General features: G+C 59.1%; 18 protein-coding genes and 1 tRNA gene. 7 read left to right on the forward strand and 12 right to left on the reverse strand.

The window, feature by feature from the left end:
* Positions 1-1,425 (reverse strand): glucose-6-phosphate dehydrogenase, encoded by a 1,425-nt coding sequence (locus IRY30_RS00225; protein ID WP_194555423.1) that lies wholly within the window; start codon positions 1,423-1,425, stop codon positions 1-3.
* 154 nt (positions 1,426-1,579) lie between these two features.
* Here IRY30_RS00225 and IRY30_RS00230 point away from each other — a divergent pair, with 154 nt between their 5' ends.
* Positions 1,580-2,242 carry a DUF1801 domain-containing protein gene (locus IRY30_RS00230; protein ID WP_194555424.1) on the forward strand — a complete coding sequence of 221 codons (663 nt, stop codon included), beginning with the start codon at positions 1,580-1,582 and terminating at the stop codon, positions 2,240-2,242.
* 10 nt (positions 2,243-2,252) lie between these two features.
* On the opposite strand, the gene IRY30_RS00235 is transcribed toward IRY30_RS00230, so the two are convergent.
* The 3 genes from IRY30_RS00235 to IRY30_RS00245 are packed head-to-tail and all read right to left on the reverse strand — an operon-like array spanning position 2,253 to position 5,415.
* A complete protein-coding gene (locus IRY30_RS00235; protein ID WP_194555425.1) occupies positions 2,253-3,032 on the reverse strand; it encodes an HNH endonuclease family protein in 780 nt (259 codons plus the stop codon).
* 43 nt (positions 3,033-3,075) lie between these two features.
* A complete protein-coding gene (locus tag IRY30_RS00240; RefSeq protein WP_228502437.1) occupies positions 3,076-4,515 on the reverse strand; it encodes a glycosyltransferase 87 family protein in 1,440 nt (479 codons plus the stop codon).
* 27 nt (positions 4,516-4,542) lie between these two features.
* On the reverse strand, positions 4,543-5,415 hold the full coding sequence (locus IRY30_RS00245) for an alpha/beta hydrolase family protein (protein WP_194555426.1): 873 nt from the start codon (positions 5,413-5,415) through the stop codon (positions 4,543-4,545).
* Between the two features lie 59 nt (positions 5,416-5,474).
* On the opposite strand from IRY30_RS00245, the gene IRY30_RS00250 reads away from it, so the two are divergent.
* The gene (locus IRY30_RS00250) at positions 5,475-6,260 is read left to right on the forward strand and encodes a PaaI family thioesterase (RefSeq protein ID WP_228502439.1); all 786 of its coding nucleotides are present in this window, start codon (positions 5,475-5,477) and stop codon (positions 6,258-6,260) included.
* Positions 6,261-6,301: 41 nt separating this feature from the next.
* On the opposite strand, the gene IRY30_RS00255 is transcribed toward IRY30_RS00250, so the two are convergent.
* From IRY30_RS00255 to IRY30_RS00265, 3 genes are all read right to left on the reverse strand, one after another.
* Positions 6,302-7,291: an NAD(P)/FAD-dependent oxidoreductase gene (locus IRY30_RS00255; RefSeq protein ID WP_194555427.1), complete on the reverse strand. Its 990-nt coding sequence runs from the start codon at positions 7,289-7,291 to the stop codon at positions 6,302-6,304.
* A gap of 101 nt (positions 7,292-7,392) precedes the next feature.
* Positions 7,393-8,034 carry a hypothetical protein gene (locus tag IRY30_RS00260; protein WP_194555428.1) on the reverse strand — a complete coding sequence of 214 codons (642 nt, stop codon included), beginning with the start codon at positions 8,032-8,034 and terminating at the stop codon, positions 7,393-7,395.
* Positions 8,035-8,294: 260 nt separating this feature from the next.
* Entirely contained in the window at positions 8,295-8,636 is a 342-nt protein-coding gene (locus tag IRY30_RS00265; RefSeq protein WP_194555429.1) for a transglycosylase family protein, read from the reverse strand.
* Between the two features lie 249 nt (positions 8,637-8,885).
* Between IRY30_RS00265 and IRY30_RS00270 the strand changes: the two genes are divergently transcribed.
* Both IRY30_RS00270 and IRY30_RS00275 read left to right on the forward strand, forming a co-directional pair.
* Positions 8,886-9,431 (forward strand): DUF1707 SHOCT-like domain-containing protein, encoded by a 546-nt coding sequence (locus IRY30_RS00270; protein ID WP_194555430.1) that lies wholly within the window; start codon positions 8,886-8,888, stop codon positions 9,429-9,431.
* 114 nt (positions 9,432-9,545) lie between these two features.
* Positions 9,546-10,850 carry a hypothetical protein gene (locus IRY30_RS00275; RefSeq protein ID WP_194555431.1) on the forward strand — a complete coding sequence of 435 codons (1,305 nt, stop codon included), beginning with the start codon at positions 9,546-9,548 and terminating at the stop codon, positions 10,848-10,850.
* A 226-nt stretch (positions 10,851-11,076) separates the two neighbouring features.
* Here the strand turns inward: IRY30_RS00275 and IRY30_RS10380 are convergent, their stop codons facing one another.
* From IRY30_RS10380 to IRY30_RS00295, 4 genes are all read right to left on the reverse strand, one after another.
* Entirely contained in the window at positions 11,077-11,745 is a 669-nt protein-coding gene (locus IRY30_RS10380; RefSeq protein WP_194555432.1) for a DoxX family protein, read from the reverse strand.
* Between the two features lie 23 nt (positions 11,746-11,768).
* Positions 11,769-12,716 (reverse strand): MBL fold metallo-hydrolase, encoded by a 948-nt coding sequence (locus tag IRY30_RS00285; RefSeq protein ID WP_194555433.1) that lies wholly within the window; start codon positions 12,714-12,716, stop codon positions 11,769-11,771.
* A gap of 31 nt (positions 12,717-12,747) precedes the next feature.
* Positions 12,748-13,254, reverse strand: a complete 507-nt coding sequence (locus tag IRY30_RS00290; RefSeq protein ID WP_194555434.1) for a hypothetical protein — start codon at positions 13,252-13,254, stop codon at positions 12,748-12,750.
* Between the two features lie 309 nt (positions 13,255-13,563).
* Complete coding sequence (locus IRY30_RS00295; protein WP_194555435.1) at positions 13,564-14,076, reverse strand: hypothetical protein; 513 nt, start codon at positions 14,074-14,076, stop codon at positions 13,564-13,566.
* 68 nt (positions 14,077-14,144) lie between these two features.
* Between IRY30_RS00295 and IRY30_RS00300 the strand changes: the two genes are divergently transcribed.
* Positions 14,145-14,603: a DIP1984 family protein gene (locus IRY30_RS00300; RefSeq protein ID WP_194555436.1), complete on the forward strand. Its 459-nt coding sequence runs from the start codon at positions 14,145-14,147 to the stop codon at positions 14,601-14,603.
* A 338-nt stretch (positions 14,604-14,941) separates the two neighbouring features.
* Here the strand turns inward: IRY30_RS00300 and IRY30_RS00305 are convergent.
* Positions 14,942-15,024, reverse strand: a tRNA-Leu gene (locus IRY30_RS00305).
* A gap of 477 nt (positions 15,025-15,501) precedes the next feature.
* On the opposite strand from IRY30_RS00305, the gene IRY30_RS00310 reads away from it, so the two are divergent.
* Entirely contained in the window at positions 15,502-16,653 is a 1,152-nt protein-coding gene (locus tag IRY30_RS00310) for a DUF3662 and FHA domain-containing protein (protein ID WP_194555437.1), read from the forward strand.
* An 80-nt stretch (positions 16,654-16,733) separates the two neighbouring features.
* Positions 16,734-17,237 (forward strand): FHA domain-containing protein FhaB/FipA, encoded by a 504-nt coding sequence (locus tag IRY30_RS00315; protein ID WP_194555438.1) that lies wholly within the window; start codon positions 16,734-16,736, stop codon positions 17,235-17,237.
* The last annotated feature ends 1 nt before the right edge of the window (position 17,238 follow it).

Raw genomic sequence — 17,238 nt, forward strand, 5'->3', positions numbered from 1 at the left:
TTATTTTTCCTCCGACGCAATATCAATTCTTGCTGGTCCGTCACTACCGGCTGCGTAATCCTGCATCGGCACTTTGCCCTGCGCCCAATCTTCGAGAACCGGAGTGAGCACCCGCCATGCCAGCTCGGATTCCGCCGCACCGGCGGCCAGCTTTTGACCATCGGAGAGGAAATCCGCGAGCACATTCGCGTACGGGCTAAGGTGCGATTCTGGCTGCTCCCCCGCGAGATCCAATGAGCGGGGACCACCCTTGCTGCCACCGGCATTGAGGCCAGCATCGAGACTAAAGCTGGCGTCAAATGGCCCATCGATCCCCAGCCACAGTTGGGAGCCTGCATCCGCCCGCCCAGTCTTTCGGAAGGTGACCTCCAGGCCCTTCCTCCGGGCCGAAAGTGCTTTGCCTGCGCGAAGCCTGAACGTGGTTCCCTTCCAGCGAGGCGAGTCCACCTCCAGCAATACCTCCGCGTAGGTTTCGGTGCCCCGTTCCTCCGACACCCCATCCTCATCGACAAAATCCGGGACGCTCCGCCCCTGGCCATCTGCATCATCGGTGAGGGTCCCGGCGGTATAGCGGCCGCGATTACTCCGATGCGTGGGATCATCCGTGCGGAGAACATGGGCCGATTTGAGCAGGTCAACCTTCAATTGGTGGAGTTCCTTGGTATCGACGCCACCATCGCTAGCAAAGCTGGGTAGATCAATGATGGACGTGATGAGGACCTGCATCATGTGGTTCTGCATGACGTCCTTGAGCGCGCCAGTGTTGTCATAGAACTCTGCCCGCCCCTCAAGCGCCATCGTTTCTTCCCACAGAACGGCAATTTCCTCGATGTGTCCCGAACTCCACACCGCCTCTGGGAAGGGATTGTTCGCGCGGAGATCAAACATGGCTTGCAGTGGCTCCATACCGAGGGCGTGATCCACGTTAAAGACCGTGCGATCTGGATCAGCAAAGAGTTTTTTCAACAGGCCACCCAATTCCTTGGCTCCATTGAGATCCTCACCGAATGGTTTCTCCATGGCTATTCGGCTCCCTTCTGGGAGGTCTGCAGAGGCCAGAGCCTGAAGTGCCTCCGTCATCACAGAGGGGGGCAAGGCCAGGTAGCACGCGATGGGTTCATCTGAATTTTCCTGAACCGCGGAGATGACCTCGTTCACGCTGTCGCTTGCAGTGACATCAGCAGGCACGTAGCTGATCCGCTGCACGAGGCGCTCGCGGGCGTCGGGGGCTAATTCCGAGGCGAACTCTTCAAGCTGCTGGGATGCGTGCTCACGGAACCATTCATCATCGCCGTCTTCGACAGAACTGCAAATAATGCGCAATTCATCAAGCGCGCCTTCGTGTTCCAACTCAACAAGCGCGGGGAGAAGTAATCGGCTGGCGAGGTCTCCCGTTGCACCAAAAAGCACCAATGACGTGAGCATATCGGGTTGTCCTAACTTTGCATTCTGTGAATCATCACTTCAACTGCGAAACCGCGTGATCAGCTCAACATGCGATACAGCTGGAATGCTGCGCGGGATCCAAGATACTCCGTAGTCCTCACCCGCGAGCTTGTCACGGAATACACTGGCCGTCATGAACATCGCGGACATTCCGGGCATCGCGGCACCTGCCAAGCGCGCGCTTGCGGACAAGGGTTACTCGACGCTGCAGGATCTCGCGGGTACATCCGCCCAAGAACTTGGAGAGTTGCACGGGGTGGGACCCCGGGTGTTGGAGCGGCTACAAGCGGCCCTGGAGAAAGAAGACCTTTCGCTTTCCGGCGATGTCCCTGAGCCCACGGATCGGACCCCGACTATCACCAAGGGACACACGGGCGTGACGGCATCGGATGTGAAAACTAGGCCCACCGATCGCAGCCCCGAGCAGTTCATCGAGGAGTTGGAATGGCCCCGGCGCGTTGAGCACGGTCGTGAACTCCTGGCTCTGTTCAACCAGGTCACGGGAGCGGAACCGGTGATGTGGGGGCCAACGATGATCGGCTACGGCGAGGTTCATTACGTCTCCCCGGCTGGTCGCGAAGGCGATTGGTTCCAGCTCGGCTTCAGCCCACGCAAGGCATCGCTCTCGCTCTACGGTTTACAGGGCGCTCCGCGGAGCGAAGAATTGCTGGCCAAGCTGGGTAAGCACAAGCGGGGTGCGGGTTGTGTATACGTGAACAAGCTGGAGGATATTGACATGGATGTCCTCGCAGAGCTCGTTCAGCACGCGTGGGAATCGGACGCGCAGGACTGCTAATTCAAATCCTCTAGCAGCGGTTAAGTTCCCGGTCCATTGCATCGCGCTCAGCCGGGGTAACCCATAGCTGATATTCGGCCTTCACCTGAATCTGCAGGCTCACGTACTGGCAACGAAATGCCTTGTTGGCGGGAAGCCAGGTGGCGGCATCGCCAGCACTCTTCTGCTGATTGGCTGGGCCATCCACCGCCAGCAAATTCAAGGGATCGTTGGCGAACTGCTCGCGGCGTTCCGGAGAGAGCTGCTGCGCTCCCTTTTGCCAGGCGTCGGCCAAGGCCACCACATGATCAATCTGCACCAGCACGGAAGTGTCCTGGCCGCGCACAAAGTTGATGGTGGTGCCGGTGTACGGGTCATCCAAAACCCCGCTGAGTACCTTGCATCCCTTCGGCGCCTCCGCGTTGTGCAAATCCCGCGCCAGCACATCATTGCGCTGGTCACAACCGTTTCGGTCGATATCCTTCCAGTTCTCCCCGAACTGCTCCCGCGCATAGCCCGTCTTCGGTGCCCTGCCCTTTACCTCTAATCCGGAAAGAAGCGCGCGCATGGCAGCGGCCTGGTTGGATTCCGGGGCATCAGTGGTATCTGGAGCAGGCGCAGGAGCAACGGGTGAATCCGCGGGTGCTGAGGGATCCACCTCAGCGGGAGCTGGAGGGATCGCCTCTTCCGTCACGGTGGTGGTCGTGGTGCTCGCGGGTACCTGTTGCGCTAGTTCCGAAATACTGGAACAACCCGTGAGCAACAGCGCGGCCGCGCTCAGCGACGCTGCTGCCTTCACGATCGCGTTCATCCTCGGGGAGTCACCACAGAAAAACTTCATGCTCAATGTCTACTCACGGCTGAGACAGCTTTGCTGCTGGCGTCGAATTAATCGAACGCGCATCCGCATCCTCCACGGAGCCCGCAGCGCCAGAATCAGTCACCTTCGGCGCCCGCAACGCGGTGACCAGCAGCACCACCAGCATGAGCACGCCGGTCAGGCCCTGCGCATTGGCTTGGAAGTACTCTGGGAAGACCATTCCATGCAGCTCAGGGTGCAATTCGTACTTGTTCCCGTACATCACGTGGAGTCCCTCGTAATGCGCGTAGATGGACAAGGCGGCGGTTCCCAGAATCGCCCAGTTCAGCGGGCGGAAAAGCACCACCAACAGCAACACCACACCGGCCCAGTGGTGAGTCACGGCCAAGGGGGAAGCCACCACGATGCCCAGCACCACCAGCAACAGGGAATCCACGGGCCGCCCGGCGCGCTCCAGCCGCATCGCGCCCCAAATGCACAGCAGGGCGATCACGATGAAGCCCGGTCCCATGATCATCTGGGCTAGTTCCTGGTCCATTCCGGCACGGGAAAGCAGACCGGTCAGAGCCTGATTTGGCGGGTACAGCGGCGGGCCACCGCGGTCGGATGCGAAGAACTCCGTGGTCCAGAAGTACAACGAATCCGAGGGTCGCAACACCCAGCCGATCAACGCGGTGAGCACGAAGAACCCAGCGGATCGAGCCAGTGACCACCAATCCTTCCGCGCCAAGAAAATCACCGCGTACGCAGCCGGGGTGATCTTGATGCCCGCTGCCAGGCCAATTCCCAAGCCGCGTAACTTCCGCGGGGTGAACCCCAGCACATCAGCGGTCACCAGAAGAATCAGGAAGATGTTGATCTGCCCGTACATCACGTGAGATTCAATGGGTTCCAAGCTGATGGCAAAGCCGGTGAGTGCCAGGGCCCACAGCCACCACGTTCCGTGGGAGAGCCAGCGCAGCTTCCCACCGAAAGCCTGATTGAGCTTGCTGCCCTCCGGCCCGGCGGCTCGTCCCAACCCGGCGCGATACGCCGCCATGGCGATCACTCCGAACACCGCCGCGTAGCTGGCCAGCGTCCACCACACCTCCATGCGGTCTTCCTGCATGAACCCCAGCGGCACGAACAATCCCGCCGCAAACGGTGGATAGATGAACCGGAATCCACTACGCGTGGGGAAATCATCGGAGTACAGGGCATTGCCGTCCATCAGCGCCTTGCCCGCATCCTGGAATACGCCCACATCCAGCAGGAATGCGTTCAGCGCGTGCTCGATTCCCTCATTAGCGTGGTACACCAAGGAGTACAGTCCAGCGATCCAGATCAAAGGTGCGCACAGCTGCACCAACCGCGGCAGCTGCGGGAGCATCTGTGGAGTAAGCAGATTGCGCGATTGAGAGGGATTACGCGTGGGGAGAGCCATCTTTCGGCTCAGGGCACTGGCAAAGTCCGAGCGCTGTGCATTGTCAGCCATGCGTTCAAACTCTAGTGAGCGCGCATGCTACTTATCCAACTGCGCTGCCAACCAATCGGACACAATCGGCCAGAGCTGCGCGTTCTTCGAACGGTAGAACCCCATGTGACCCACCGGGCCGTTCTCCGTGCCCTTGCCACATTCGATATCCCGCTTTTCCACATCAGCGGACGTGGCCTGGTCCGTCAGCACGTCCACTGCTTTGCGGTTTGCCCAAAGGTCATCGGTGAAGACCAGCGACAGCAACGGGCCCGTAGCCTGGTTGAATCTTTGCTTGAGGTCCAGGGTGGCGTCGTCAAAGAAATAGTTGCGCTTGCGCGTCCAACTCCCCCACTGGTTCATCACGCCCACGGGGATGGATTTGCCAATGCCCATCTTCTCCACGGGCACATATCCCAGGAATCGGGAGGTCAGCGGGGTTACCACGTTGAAGACAATTCCGATGCGCAAGCGTTCCGGCAGCGTGCTGATCAAGCGAGTGATTCCCGCGTGCGCGGCCACCATCACCATCGCATGCACCTGCTGCTCGCGCTGGGTAGCGATCATCCCGTGCGCGCCCACTGAGTGCCCCACCGCGAGGATCTTCCGGTCCGGGTAGCGCTGCTTCATCCATTCGGTGGCGGCGGGGACATCGTTGAGAATCCACTGGGACATCAACATGTCCTTATCTTTGGCGTCCCCGGGCTGCTCGCTGAGTCCGGAACCGCGCAGGTCATAGATCAGCGTGGGCCAGCCGCGACTGGCAAGGTGCTCCGCGAACTTGGCGTAGAGGTGCTGATTGACCCCGGTTGCCGGGTGGAGGACTACGGCCGCGCGAGTATCTTCAACCTCAGCTTCAGGGAGAATGAGCTGGCCTGTGAGTTGATGGCCGTCGTCCGTGGTGATGGTGAGCTTATCCATAGCGCCCAAGGTTACATTTTTATATCCGACGCCACGCTCAAATAGGTAGACTGGTGCAAATGAAACTGCTTCAGAATCCCGGCACCGTACTGCGCGATGTGCAGAAGTCGATTGCCCGTTTGCCCCTGACTGCGACCTCGTGGGCAATGCAATCCCCAGAGCGCCTTCGTCGCACCATGAACCTGTGGCCGCCACTGGCCGGTGGCGGCATCCGGATCACGGACATCAGCGAGGACTGGCGTCAAGCTCGAATTGAGATCAAGCTAGCACCGTGGAATGCCAACATGCACGGCGCGGTATTCGGTGGCACGCTCTACGCCATGACGGATTTCCTGTTCGGCACCATCATCGCCCGAGTGCTGGGCAAGGAATTCGAAGTGTGGACCCGCACGGGCACCTTCCAGTACCTGGCGCCCGGCCGCAACGGTGCGTATATGGAAGTGGAATTTGACCGAGAGATGGAGAAATGGGTGCGGGAGACCGTTGCCCAGGACGGTTACTGCAACGTCCCTTACACCTGCGTGATCAAGAACCGCGATGGATCAGTGGTGGGCATCGGCCAGCAGAGCCTGCACGCTCGCCCTCGTGGTGGCGGTAAGCGTGCCGACGCCCCGCAGCAGGCAAAACACGCTAATGGCCTGGTGCTGGAATCATTGGCCACCACGCTGATCTGGCACGTGTTCAAGGATCGCCCAGATGTGCTGACGGTGCTGATGTCTGCGCAGCGTCGCATCCCTGATCCTCGCGATCAGATGCGCTTCGTGTGCCAGCAGGTGCTGGAGAAGTCCGATAAGACGCGGGAAGACCTGCTGGCGCTGGATATTCCGGAGGAATACCTTAGCTAGTTTTTGAGGTGGATTAAGGTGCGCGCGAAACCAGCGAAACCCTAGCCGCGCTCCTTGATCGCCGTGGCAGCAGCCGTCTGGCCTTGCGCCACTGACTGTGCCACTGATGCCATCGGCATGGGCAGCTCAGGCAGGTGAGCCATATCGCCCGCGGCGTACACCCCGGGCACAGAGGTGTGGCCGAACGGATCCACGCGCACACAACCGGAGCCGTTGAGCTCCAAGCCCAGTTGCTCCGCAAACGGGGCTCTTTGGCTCATCATTGGCATGATAAAAATGCCGCCGACCTCTATAGATTCTTCAGCGGATTCTTTAGTGGATTCCTCGGCGGACGCTCCCCCGATGGTCAAACGCAGCCCGTTTCCACTGGGCAAACGCTCCACGCGCTTCAGTTCTCCCTCGGTGATCCTCGCCCCCAGAGCACCCAAAGCCTCTCGGTCAGCGTCCGCCAGAGGTGTGTTGTCCTGAATCACCACCAGCTCAGACGCGATCGGTTTCACCATTGGGCCAACATGCGGGGCAACCATTCCGCCCAGCAGGGCGATGGGCTGGCCCGCGAACTCATGCGCGTGGCACAGCGGGCATTGCGCAGCTAATGTGCCCCACACCTCGGCAAGACCCGGAACATCTGGGACTTCATCGCGCAGACCAGTGGCCAGCACCACGGCATTGGCCAGTACCGAATCACCGTTGTCCAAGGTCAGTTCGAATCGAGGCAACTCGGTGGGAGCTGATGAGTGTGGCGTCGAATCCAAAGAAGACCCACCAACCTGCGCAATTTCAACCACCGCAGCGGATGCAAAAGACACGGTCTCATAATCTTCAACCTGCGCGCGCACTTGGCGGCGAAAGTCAGCGGGTGCAGCGCCATCGAAGCCAGCCATGTTGTGCATGTGCTCCACGGGGGCGTTGCGGTACTCGCTGGAATCGAACACGATCGCCTCGCGGTGCATGCGGCCCAGCGTGAGGCCGGCCTGCAAACCTGCAGGTCCGCCACCAATCACGGCAATTTGAATTTCTCGAACGCTCATCGTTTCTACCTTCATCCCGCCGTTAGTTGGTTCCCAAGAGTCCCCACAATACAAAAAGTGCGCCCCAACTGGAGCGCGCTTCATCAAGAGTTCGAACGGTTTTAGCGCTGGTAACGCACGTCCGCAGCCTCAATGCGCGGGCGGGACGCATAGGCGGTCATGGCGGTGGCCACGATACCGGTCAGGGTGATCAGCGTGCGCCAATCGCCATCCAGCAATCCACCGAGCAACACCCAGACGATGGCTGCCACCACGGCAAGGGCGATCACCGCGAGGCCAAAGAGGTGCTCATTTCCGGTGCCCACAACTGGGATATAGAGCAGGCCGGCAAGCACGCCCACGATGCCCGCGATCAGGCCAATCACCACTGCGGTGCCTACGCCACCGGCGCTGGTGCCCGCGAATTGGCTGAGCAGCAGATCCACCACGAACACCGCAGCGAAGGTCACGGCTGCGGAGAGCACGCCGAGCACCACCAGGTTCACGATGACCTTCTGTGCCTCAAAGCGGCCAGCGATCAAACCGGACTTTTCCTTGCCGCCCCAGTTCTGTTCACCCTGGATATGCTGCGGGTTCCGCTGCCCGGGATGCCCGGGGTTGCCCTGGTAACCCTGCGGGCTCTGCGCATAGCCCGGCTGCTGCCCATATCCGGAGCTCTGGCCATAACCCGGCTCGGTGTAGCCCGGCTGGGTAGGCCGGAACTGACGAGTCTGGTCATCGTTGTAGTCATGTGGATTGCTCATGATTTATCCCTTTCATTTCGCGATGCCGCACGGCGATCGACTTCCCGCACGGTGTTGGACACCACGTACCAGTTCTGATGCTACAGACAATATGTACGAGTTCCGCGCCATTTTCCCTGCAGGAACGGACCGATTTCCCGCAAACGCACCCCACACGCACTGCAAACACCATGCAAAAGCGCCCAAACCATGGGGTTCATCGCTCATGGTTTGGGCGCATCCTCAAGCACGAAGGTGCTCAAGTCACAGGCTCACCTGCTTTAGGCGACGGGGCCGCCACAGTTTGGCCATGCTCCGGCACCCTGGGTAGCCAGGACGTTCTCAGCGATCTCAATCTGCTGTTCCTTGGTTGCCTGGTCAGCGGTTGGGGCGTACTGGTCTCCACCAAATCCGCTCCAGGTCTGCTGGGAGAACTGCAGTCCACCCTGGTAGCCGTTCCCGGTATTGATGGCCCAGTTTCCACCGGACTCACATGCGGCTACCTGATCCCACTGTTCGACGCTGGCCGCGCCTGCCTGGGGAGCTGCTGCCAACGTGAGGCCAGCGGCGATTCCGGTGCCTACGAAAAAGTTACGTACGGTCTTTGCGGTCTTGTTCTGCATGAGTGTTGTGCACTCCTTTGAATAATTTCGCATTAAGCGTGCGGGATTCGGCCGGGAAGTTCCTCGGCCACCCATGGCGAGCCAAGTTACGGGAGCTGCCCCTCCTGCTGTCAAGCGACATCGCGGTATTTTGCCCGCCGCGAGCAGGCTTTTTCTTTTTTCGACGCCAACAGTTTGCCCAGCGCACGGCAGTTATTTCTTGATAGAATCGTTATAATTCAGAAAATTTTTGAGAGGTAGCTCACAGCCATGGATAACTCATCCGAAATGCGCATTGGAAATCCAGAGCGCTCCCGCGCTATCGACCTGCTCTCAGAACGCTTCGCGGACGGCTACCTCGACATGAACGAGTTCGAGGATCGCACCGGCAAGGCTTCTCAGGCCACCTTCAAGTCTGAGCTGGATGCCCTCTTCACTGATCTTCCCGCGAGCACCCCTACAGGCACCTCATCAAACGCCACTTCCGGTGCTAGATCCACTCACCAGATCTCCCCAATTGACGCGGAACGCGAACTCCAGGAGGTACGACGCAAAGGCAAGCTGGTCTACGCCATCGATTTCGTCCTCTGGACCGGGGCAATCATCATCATGCTCATCGGCATCTTCACGAATTTCACTGATAATTGGTGGATCGTCTTTCCGGTAGCCGGCATCGGTTCCTGGGCATCCCGGGCAATCATTGGCTTGGATGACACCGATGAGGAGATCTACGAAAAGCTCGAGAAGCAGCACAAAGACGAACGACGGAAGCGCATCGAGCAGGCAATCGAACGCAAGCGCGAGCTGGGCCAATAACGCTTTAATCTCTCAATCCCCACCCCCGTATTGGAATCTATTTTCAATACGGGGGTTTCTCGTTCTATCCTCCCTTTTAGTTGAACATTGATTTCATTAAGGGAGTTGAATCTCGTGAACACCCAGCGCACCCGCCATCCGCACACCCCAATCCGGCTCATCGCCGCGCTCGCTACCACCGGCCTCGCCCTCACCGCGTGCTCCACCGAAACCGCCAACCCAGGCAATAACGAAACCGGAAGCGCGAGTGTGGCGTCGAAAGAAAAGAAGGAGCAAACGCCACCCGAAGAAACCGCTGGACCCACCCCGCGCCTGGTCACCACCTATGACGGCGGCCTCCTCGCCCTCGATGCCAACACCCTCAAAGTGCTCGACCGCACCGAACTCGAAGGCTTCAACCGCCTCAATCCTCTCGGCGATGGCCACAGCCTCCTGGTCTCCACGAAGGAGGGTTTTCGTGTCTTCGACGCCGGCTCCTGGACCGAACCGCATGGCGACCACACCCACAGCTACAAGACCAAGCCGCTGCTGACGGACATCCTCTATCCAGCCACGAAGCCTGGTCACGTGGTGCATTCCGGTGGACGCACGCTGATTTTCGGCGATGACGATGGTTCGATCCAGGAGCTGAAGACTGCTGGTTTTGCCAGCGGGTACAAGTTGGGCACGTCGCCCCGAACTGCGGCGAAGCACAACGTCACGCCACATCACGGAGTTGCTGTGCCGCTTCCCGATGGTGGAATGCTGCGCACCGACGGCACCGAAGATGAGCGGCACACCGTGCTGGCGCTGAATAAGGACGGCAGGGAGATCGCCAAGAGTGAGAAGTGCCCGGGTGTGCACGGCGAGGCTATTGCCGCAGGTGGAGCGGTGACTGTGGGTTGCCAGGACGGGATTCTGATCTATCGGGATGGGAAGTTCCAGAAGGTTGATTCGCCCGCGGGTTACGGGCGGATCGGCAACCAGGCGGGTAGCGAGGAATCCGCGGTGGTGCTGGGTGACTACAAGGCGGATAAGGCTGCGGCGGATCGCGAGGAGCTGGAACGGCCAACCCATGTGACGCTCACCGATACTTCTACTGGTCAGATGAAGGTGGTGGATGTGAAGGCGTCCTATAGTTTCCGCTCGCTGGGGCGCGGTCCGGCTGGGGAGGCGCTGGTGCTGGGTACCGACGGCATGCTGCGCAAGCTCGATCCCGCGACCGGCGCGATCACCGGTGAGTATCCGGTGGTGAAGGCATGGCAGGAATCCAAGACATGGCAGGATCCGCGACCCACGCTATTTGTGCAGGATGGCTACGCTTTTGTGACTGAGCCAGCAACGAAGATGATCCACAAGGTGGACATCGCGACGGGCACGATTGTGCAGTCGGCTGAGCTGCTGGAAACCCCGAACGAGCTCAGCGGTGTGGAGGGTTAGGTTTCCTGCACCCGTTGGGACGCACGACCCACGGCACTTGCCGCATCCCAAAGCCACCCCGGGACGTCGAAAATGTCGCATTGAACCCGTTTTCTGCATTCCCAGTTCTCGCGACCTGCGGTTTTCCGAGGCCGAAATGCAAAAAACGGGGTGAATGCGACATCACCCCGTTTTTAATGGCCGTAAGACGGCCCGCGCTCAGCAACCAGCGCTCAGCGCGTTGAACCTAGATCTTGCGAGAATTACCTGGCCACTGAGTGGTCGGCGCATCTGGATCGATGCCCCGCCCGGAGTTCAGGCCACTCGTGCGATCAGTACCTGCGAAGTCAGCATCCGCAGCATTGCGCGCGGAAGGAGAGGTAGAAGCAGAAGGAGTGTGGGAATCCAGCTTGGCAGGGGAATCAGTGACGGGAGAGTAATCGCCCGCGGGAGCCGCGCCGGTAGCTGGGGCAGCCACCATCATCTTGGATTCCTTGGCCTGGCGACGACGACGCAATGGCGTCATCAGCAAGTAATCCAAAGAGATACGGCCAGCGCCTGCACCCGCCAATGCCAAGCCAGCAGCGCCGATCACCGCGACCAGCTCCCAGCCGCCATCGGATACGAACACGCCACCATCGCGGTGTGCGAACCAGAAAGCGCCCAACATCTGCACAAACATGATCGGTCCCACCAGGCGCACCAGCAGGCCGATGATCAGCAGCACGCCACCGATCAGCTCAAAATATGTCGCGATCTGTGCGGAGAGCTCTGGGTAAGGAACTCCCATGCCGTCGAAGCTCTTGCCCGTGCCTTCGATTTTCCAGTCGTTGTACTTCTGCCATCCATGAGCGATCAGCACCACGCCAAGGATGACGCGCGCGATCAGTAAGGAGATACCCCTAAGAAAAGTCATGCCCGCCACAATACCGGCGAACGTCATGCAGGGAACTGCAGCTCCCATTTCTGCAGGTCATGGCGCTCAGCCAGCTCGCGATACATCGCCGTTTGCTTCAGCGCAGACTCCAGCATGCTGGACGTCTTCATCCTCTCCCATCCCATTGACCATGTTATTTTCGACGCCACCTCTCGGTCACTCATCTCCCCATCCAGCGCGAGGATATTCCGCACCTCATGGGCTCTCTGGAGGACGTGTTGGGCGGTCTGCTGGCGTCGGGAATGAAGGTTTGTAAACGCAAAGCCGTGACCGGGGAGCACGCGATAATCATCGAATTCGGCCAGCTTGACCAGCGAGTTCAAGTAATCGGCGATGGGGTTCGAGGTCGGCGGGCTCACGCTCAGGCCGATGCCGGGGAAGATGGTGGGGAGGATTTGATCAGCGCAGATGAGGATCTGCTGCTCGCGATCGGCCAGACAAATGTGGCCGTCGGTGTGGCCTGGGGTGTGGATGACCTCGAAGGGGAAATCGTCGATGGGGTCGCCCTCGTGAAGTAGCTGGTCAGGCTCATTTTTCGGAAAGAACCAGCGAGGTTCGGCGGCTTGGATGCTCTGCCATTCCAGGGCGCTCATCAAGAGGCGGGCGCCTGCAGCCTGGGCCACGGCCTCCGCGGCACCCAGGTGATCGGGGTGTGCGTGGGTGGCGATGACCTGGGAAATGTCCTGCAGTGAGGCGTCGCGCTGGTGGAGGAATTCCTCAAGAGGTTCGACGATGCTGCCGTGCGCGTCATCGCGATCCGGCCAACCTGGGTCCACCACGGTGATCCCGCGCTCGCCGAAGTGCACCAGCGAATAGACGAAGGACATGGCGCCCTCCCCCGGCATGGGCACGGCGCGCATCCAGAGCTCAGCGCCGGGGATAAGGATCGGCTGCGGGAGCTGCTCGGCGAGAGCGGCCTCGGCTTGGGAGGGAAACAGTGGCGTACACACGATGCTCCACTGTAGTCAGGCGGGTTTGAGCCTAAGTTCTATAGGTCAATGCCGCGGTAAGAGTGGCGACCAAAAAACAGGCCGCAAGAGAGCACACGGCAACCATCAAGAGGCCCACGCCCCACAGTCCGGTGATATCCGTGGACGATCCATAAATTCCAAATGCCGCGCCAATTCCCAGGGCGGAATAGAAGGCCGCAATTGAAGTTACGGCCACCCGAGACTTAATTTTCCGGGCACCGAGGTAGGTCAGTAGCGCCACACCAATTACACCGCTGAGACCCGCCCCAATGGTGTGCACCACGCTAAACATACCGACGTGTGCCACGTGAAACACATATCCGATCCAGGCACCAGCGACCAAAACCGAAGCGATGAAACACAGCAAACGGAACCAAATTGCGCCTTTGCGGTTACCTGGAGCAGTGGATTTCCAAATGAATAGCTCGGTCACGACCCATGGAACCCCGTAGAAAATCATCACTAGCTCAACGCAGCTCAACAGCGTGTCTGCAGTCATATGGAATCCCGAAGTCATGGGTTCAGCATAGGCACGGAGTAGAACGCTATTGAGGACTTTCTCATTTTACGCACTCACTAGCGCCGAGGTGATCCGGCGCTCGCCGAAGTGCACCAGCGAATAAACGAAAGTCATGGCGCCCTCCCCCGGCATGGGCACCGCGCGCATCCAGAGCTCGGAACCGAGGATGTGCTCCGGCTGCGGGAGCTGCGAAGTTCCGGCTGCTTGGGCTTCGGTCGCTTCAATTGGAGTCGCTTCAGCTCAAGCTGCCTCGGCTTGGGCGGGAAACAGTAAGTCACACACGGTGCTCCACTGTAGTCAGGCGGGCTATGTGGAAGCTCGTGACCTCCGATAGCAGAAGAATGCAGTAATGATGGAAACCAATCCAAATCCTAGAAATGAGAAAATTGCCAAGAAAATTAGGCCCGCTCCGTACAGGCCTGTGCTGTCATATTGCGCCCCATACCCCGCAAATAATGCGCCCACTCCCAAGCTGGAATAGAACGTCACCAACGGGACTGCTGCGGATGCAGGAACCCTCCATTTCGTAGCCATAAACACCAACCCGGCAATCACTACCACGCCGGTTACGGCAGCCCCCGCCACTTGAGCATGCGTGAAATCACCTCGCCCTTGAATCCCCATCACATAGCCCATCCACAACAGAGAAACCGCTGCTGTGACGGCAAATGCAGTGATCCGCAGTTTCAACCCATTGCGAAATGGCTGCCTATCCTGCGCCGCCTTGACTTTGCGCTCTGTTAGGAAAGCAGGGATTCCAAAAACCATCGCCATCACAATAAGTGCACCGAGAATGACACCAGCAATGCCTGAATTCATGATCTCCAGCCTTTCACAAATACTTTCGCTAAGAGTTGAAATCTTCTAACCTCGCTAGGCTGTGGGTTATGTACCTTGCAGAAGCCCTCGCCGAGCGCGCCGAAGCTCAGCGTCGATACACCCAGATCGCGCAGCGCGTAACCAACTTCGCCCGGGTTCAGGAGGGGGATTCCCCCGAGGAGGACCCGCAGGCACTCCTCAAGGAGGCCACGGAGCTGCTGAAACACATCGAAATTTTGGTTCGACGCATCAATAGAACCAACGTCTTAACCAACTTCGACGAGCAGACCACGCTGGCAGATGCCCTTATTCACCGCGACACGTTGAACAAGCAGCGACAGCTGTACACCCAGCTGGCAGATGCGGCCTCACAGCGGCAGGATCGCTACGGTCGTTCAGAGATTAAATACGTGGCCACCGTGAACGTAAAGGAATTGCGCGCCGAGGCAGACAAAGCAGCCAAGGAATTCCGCTTGCTGGACACTAGGATCCAGCAATTTAATTGGTTGACTGAACTAGCTGATTAGGCAAGCCGGCGCAGTGAAAGAATAAAACTAAAGAGTGTCGGTAGTTCAACAGTAAGATTCGGCCGAGCGCGAAGGCTGCCAAACGCCTCAAGATTTGGCACCATGTAAGCCGATGGTGGACCGGCAACCCTTAACAATGGGAACCCACCCCGTACGGATCACAATTGGTACTAAGGCCCGTGACCCGGGCTTCACAGATAATTGATTATTACCGCCGCGCTGGGAATCAGCTGTTGAATGAGGGTTGGGAACGGGGACACAAACTATTTGGCAAAGAGAAAACCGGCGGCCACACATCGTGTGAACCGCCGGTCTCTGTGAGCTTAAAAACTCTACTGTGGGCGAAGGGGGACTTGAACCCCCACGTCCCGAAGGACACTGGCACCTGAAGCCAGCGCGTCTGCCATTCCGCCACTCGCCCGAGTGGATAATATCCAGTGATTCTCACCACTAAATATGCATTCGCATGGTGTCTCTCGCCCAGACGAACAAATTAATGCTCGCTGTTTAAGCGACAAGCCAAAACTATAGCACCGGGTGAGACAACTACCAAAAATCCCGGTTGAACTGCGGTATTGTCTCTACTTACCTCACCTGTTCCTTATCTATTAGCGCACAAGACCGGCCAGACCCTGCCGCTTTCGCGTCCCCACCACCGCCGCGGGAACCCAAACACCACAGCTCCCCAGCAGCTTGTCACCATTTTTACTTCTGGAAACCTCGGATTATCGTTCCTTCCACGCCTATCGTTACATGGAGAGCACAACCCCGTTGCAAGGTTTTTGCTGCTTTCTAGGTATCCTTGCAGTAATCGTGCAGCAAACATGCAAAGTTTTTCCAGCTGAGAGCAGCTGAGTCCCTGCGGAATGGCTGCACCGAGATCGGAAAGGAAGTCCCCATGGATCTCTTTGGAAAATTTAGAAAGCTGGATAGCTCCCTTCAGCGCGGGCTAGACAACGGGTTCGCTCGCGTATTCGGCGGTGAAGTTGTACCTGTCGAAATCGACGAGTCTCTCAAGCAGCAAACCGAAACCTCCGTGATGATGGATCCAGATGGAAATCACTGGGCTCCTTGCTACTTTGTGGTGAATATCTCACAGCGTGATTACGACTCCCTGCATGCGAATTACCAGGACGTCGAAGAAGACCTCTCAGATCGCCTCCAGCGCTTCATCCGCAATTCCGGTTGGCGCACCAATTCCCCTGTTCAGGTGATCATTGAACCTCAGGAGGGCATGCACTCCGGTCAGCTCAAGGCCGACTCGATGTTCAACGCCCCCGCAGCCGGTTCCCGCAGGCAGGTAACTCCCGGCAACCAGGTCGGCCACGTTAGCCAGGAGGACGACGCAGCCCTGGCCGATTCCGCAGATCACGAGGACGAGAGCGGATACGACAACAGCTATAACAGCGAGTTCGAATCCCAGCAGGGTTACGCAAACCAGGGTTACGCAGAGGACCGCCCTTCCGCGTCAGCTACTCCCCAGGCGGCCACCCCAGCCGCAGCTTCCCCCGGGCTTTCGGACATCGTCCAGCCGGCGCCAGGCTCGCAACAGCAGTGGAATAACCAGGTTGAGCAGGATCAGGAGTGGGATGGGCCCGAGGTGGCGTCGGAAAAAAGCCACCCAGGGGAAAGCGCTTACGCTGCTAATTCCAACAACGGCACCCCATCAGGGCCTTTCAGCTACCCCGGTACGGAAGTGCTCACGCAGAACCTGCACAAGGAAGATCCCCGATCGGGAGCGTCGGCGGACCGCCACGAATCCCAGGCTGAGGTCACGCTGATTCTGCGGGATGGATCGGATCGCCGATACGTGCTGCACGAGGGCTCAAATGTGATCGGCCGTGGAAACGGTGTGGATCTGCGCATCCCGGATACTGGTGTTTCGCGCCAGCACGCGGAGATCACGTGGGATGGCTACGATGCCGTGCTCACCGACCTGCAATCCACCAACGGCACCTCGGTGAATGAGACCCCGATCGAGAACTGGTTGCTGGCTGATGGCGATCTAATCTCACTGGGGCATTCCGAAATTGAGGTCCAATTCCGCTAAGGGCTCTCCCCCTTGTCCCGCCCGTCTACTAGGCTGTTCACGGTAACTACCGATAGTTCCATCATGAGGAGTTGAGAACCGTGCAGAGCACACTGCTTTTAGCGGCCAAGATTGGCCTGTTGGTGCTGCTGTGGTTCTTCATCTGGATGACCCTGCGCGCGTTGCGGGCGGACGCGGATCGGGCTGCGGGATTGCAGCTCGGTGCTCCGGTGGTGGCTGCCGCGCCTTTCGTTCACGGTGGCGATGGCCCCCAGCCTGCCCGCGGTTTTGCACCGTTCAAGCGCTCGCAGGCGCCCACGGCCTTGACTCTCGTGTCCGGTCCTCTGATGGGTACGCATCTGGAATTGCAGGGCTATCAGGAAGTCACCATCGGCCGTTCGCAGAGCGCCACCCTGGTGTTGGAGGATGATTTCGCCTCCGGTCGCCATGCTCGCTTGATCAAGCGCGGGCCAGATTGGTTCCTGGAAGACCTGGATTCCCGCAATGGCACGTTTATCGGTCCGCAGCGCATCGATCAGCCGGAGAAACTCTCGGCTGGCCAGGAAGTCCGCGTTGGCCAGACTCTCGTCCGGATGGAAGGCTAAC

The sequence above is a fragment of the Corynebacterium suicordis DSM 45110 genome, from assembly GCF_015351405.1.
Taxonomy (GTDB): domain Bacteria; phylum Actinomycetota; class Actinomycetes; order Mycobacteriales; family Mycobacteriaceae; genus Corynebacterium; species Corynebacterium suicordis.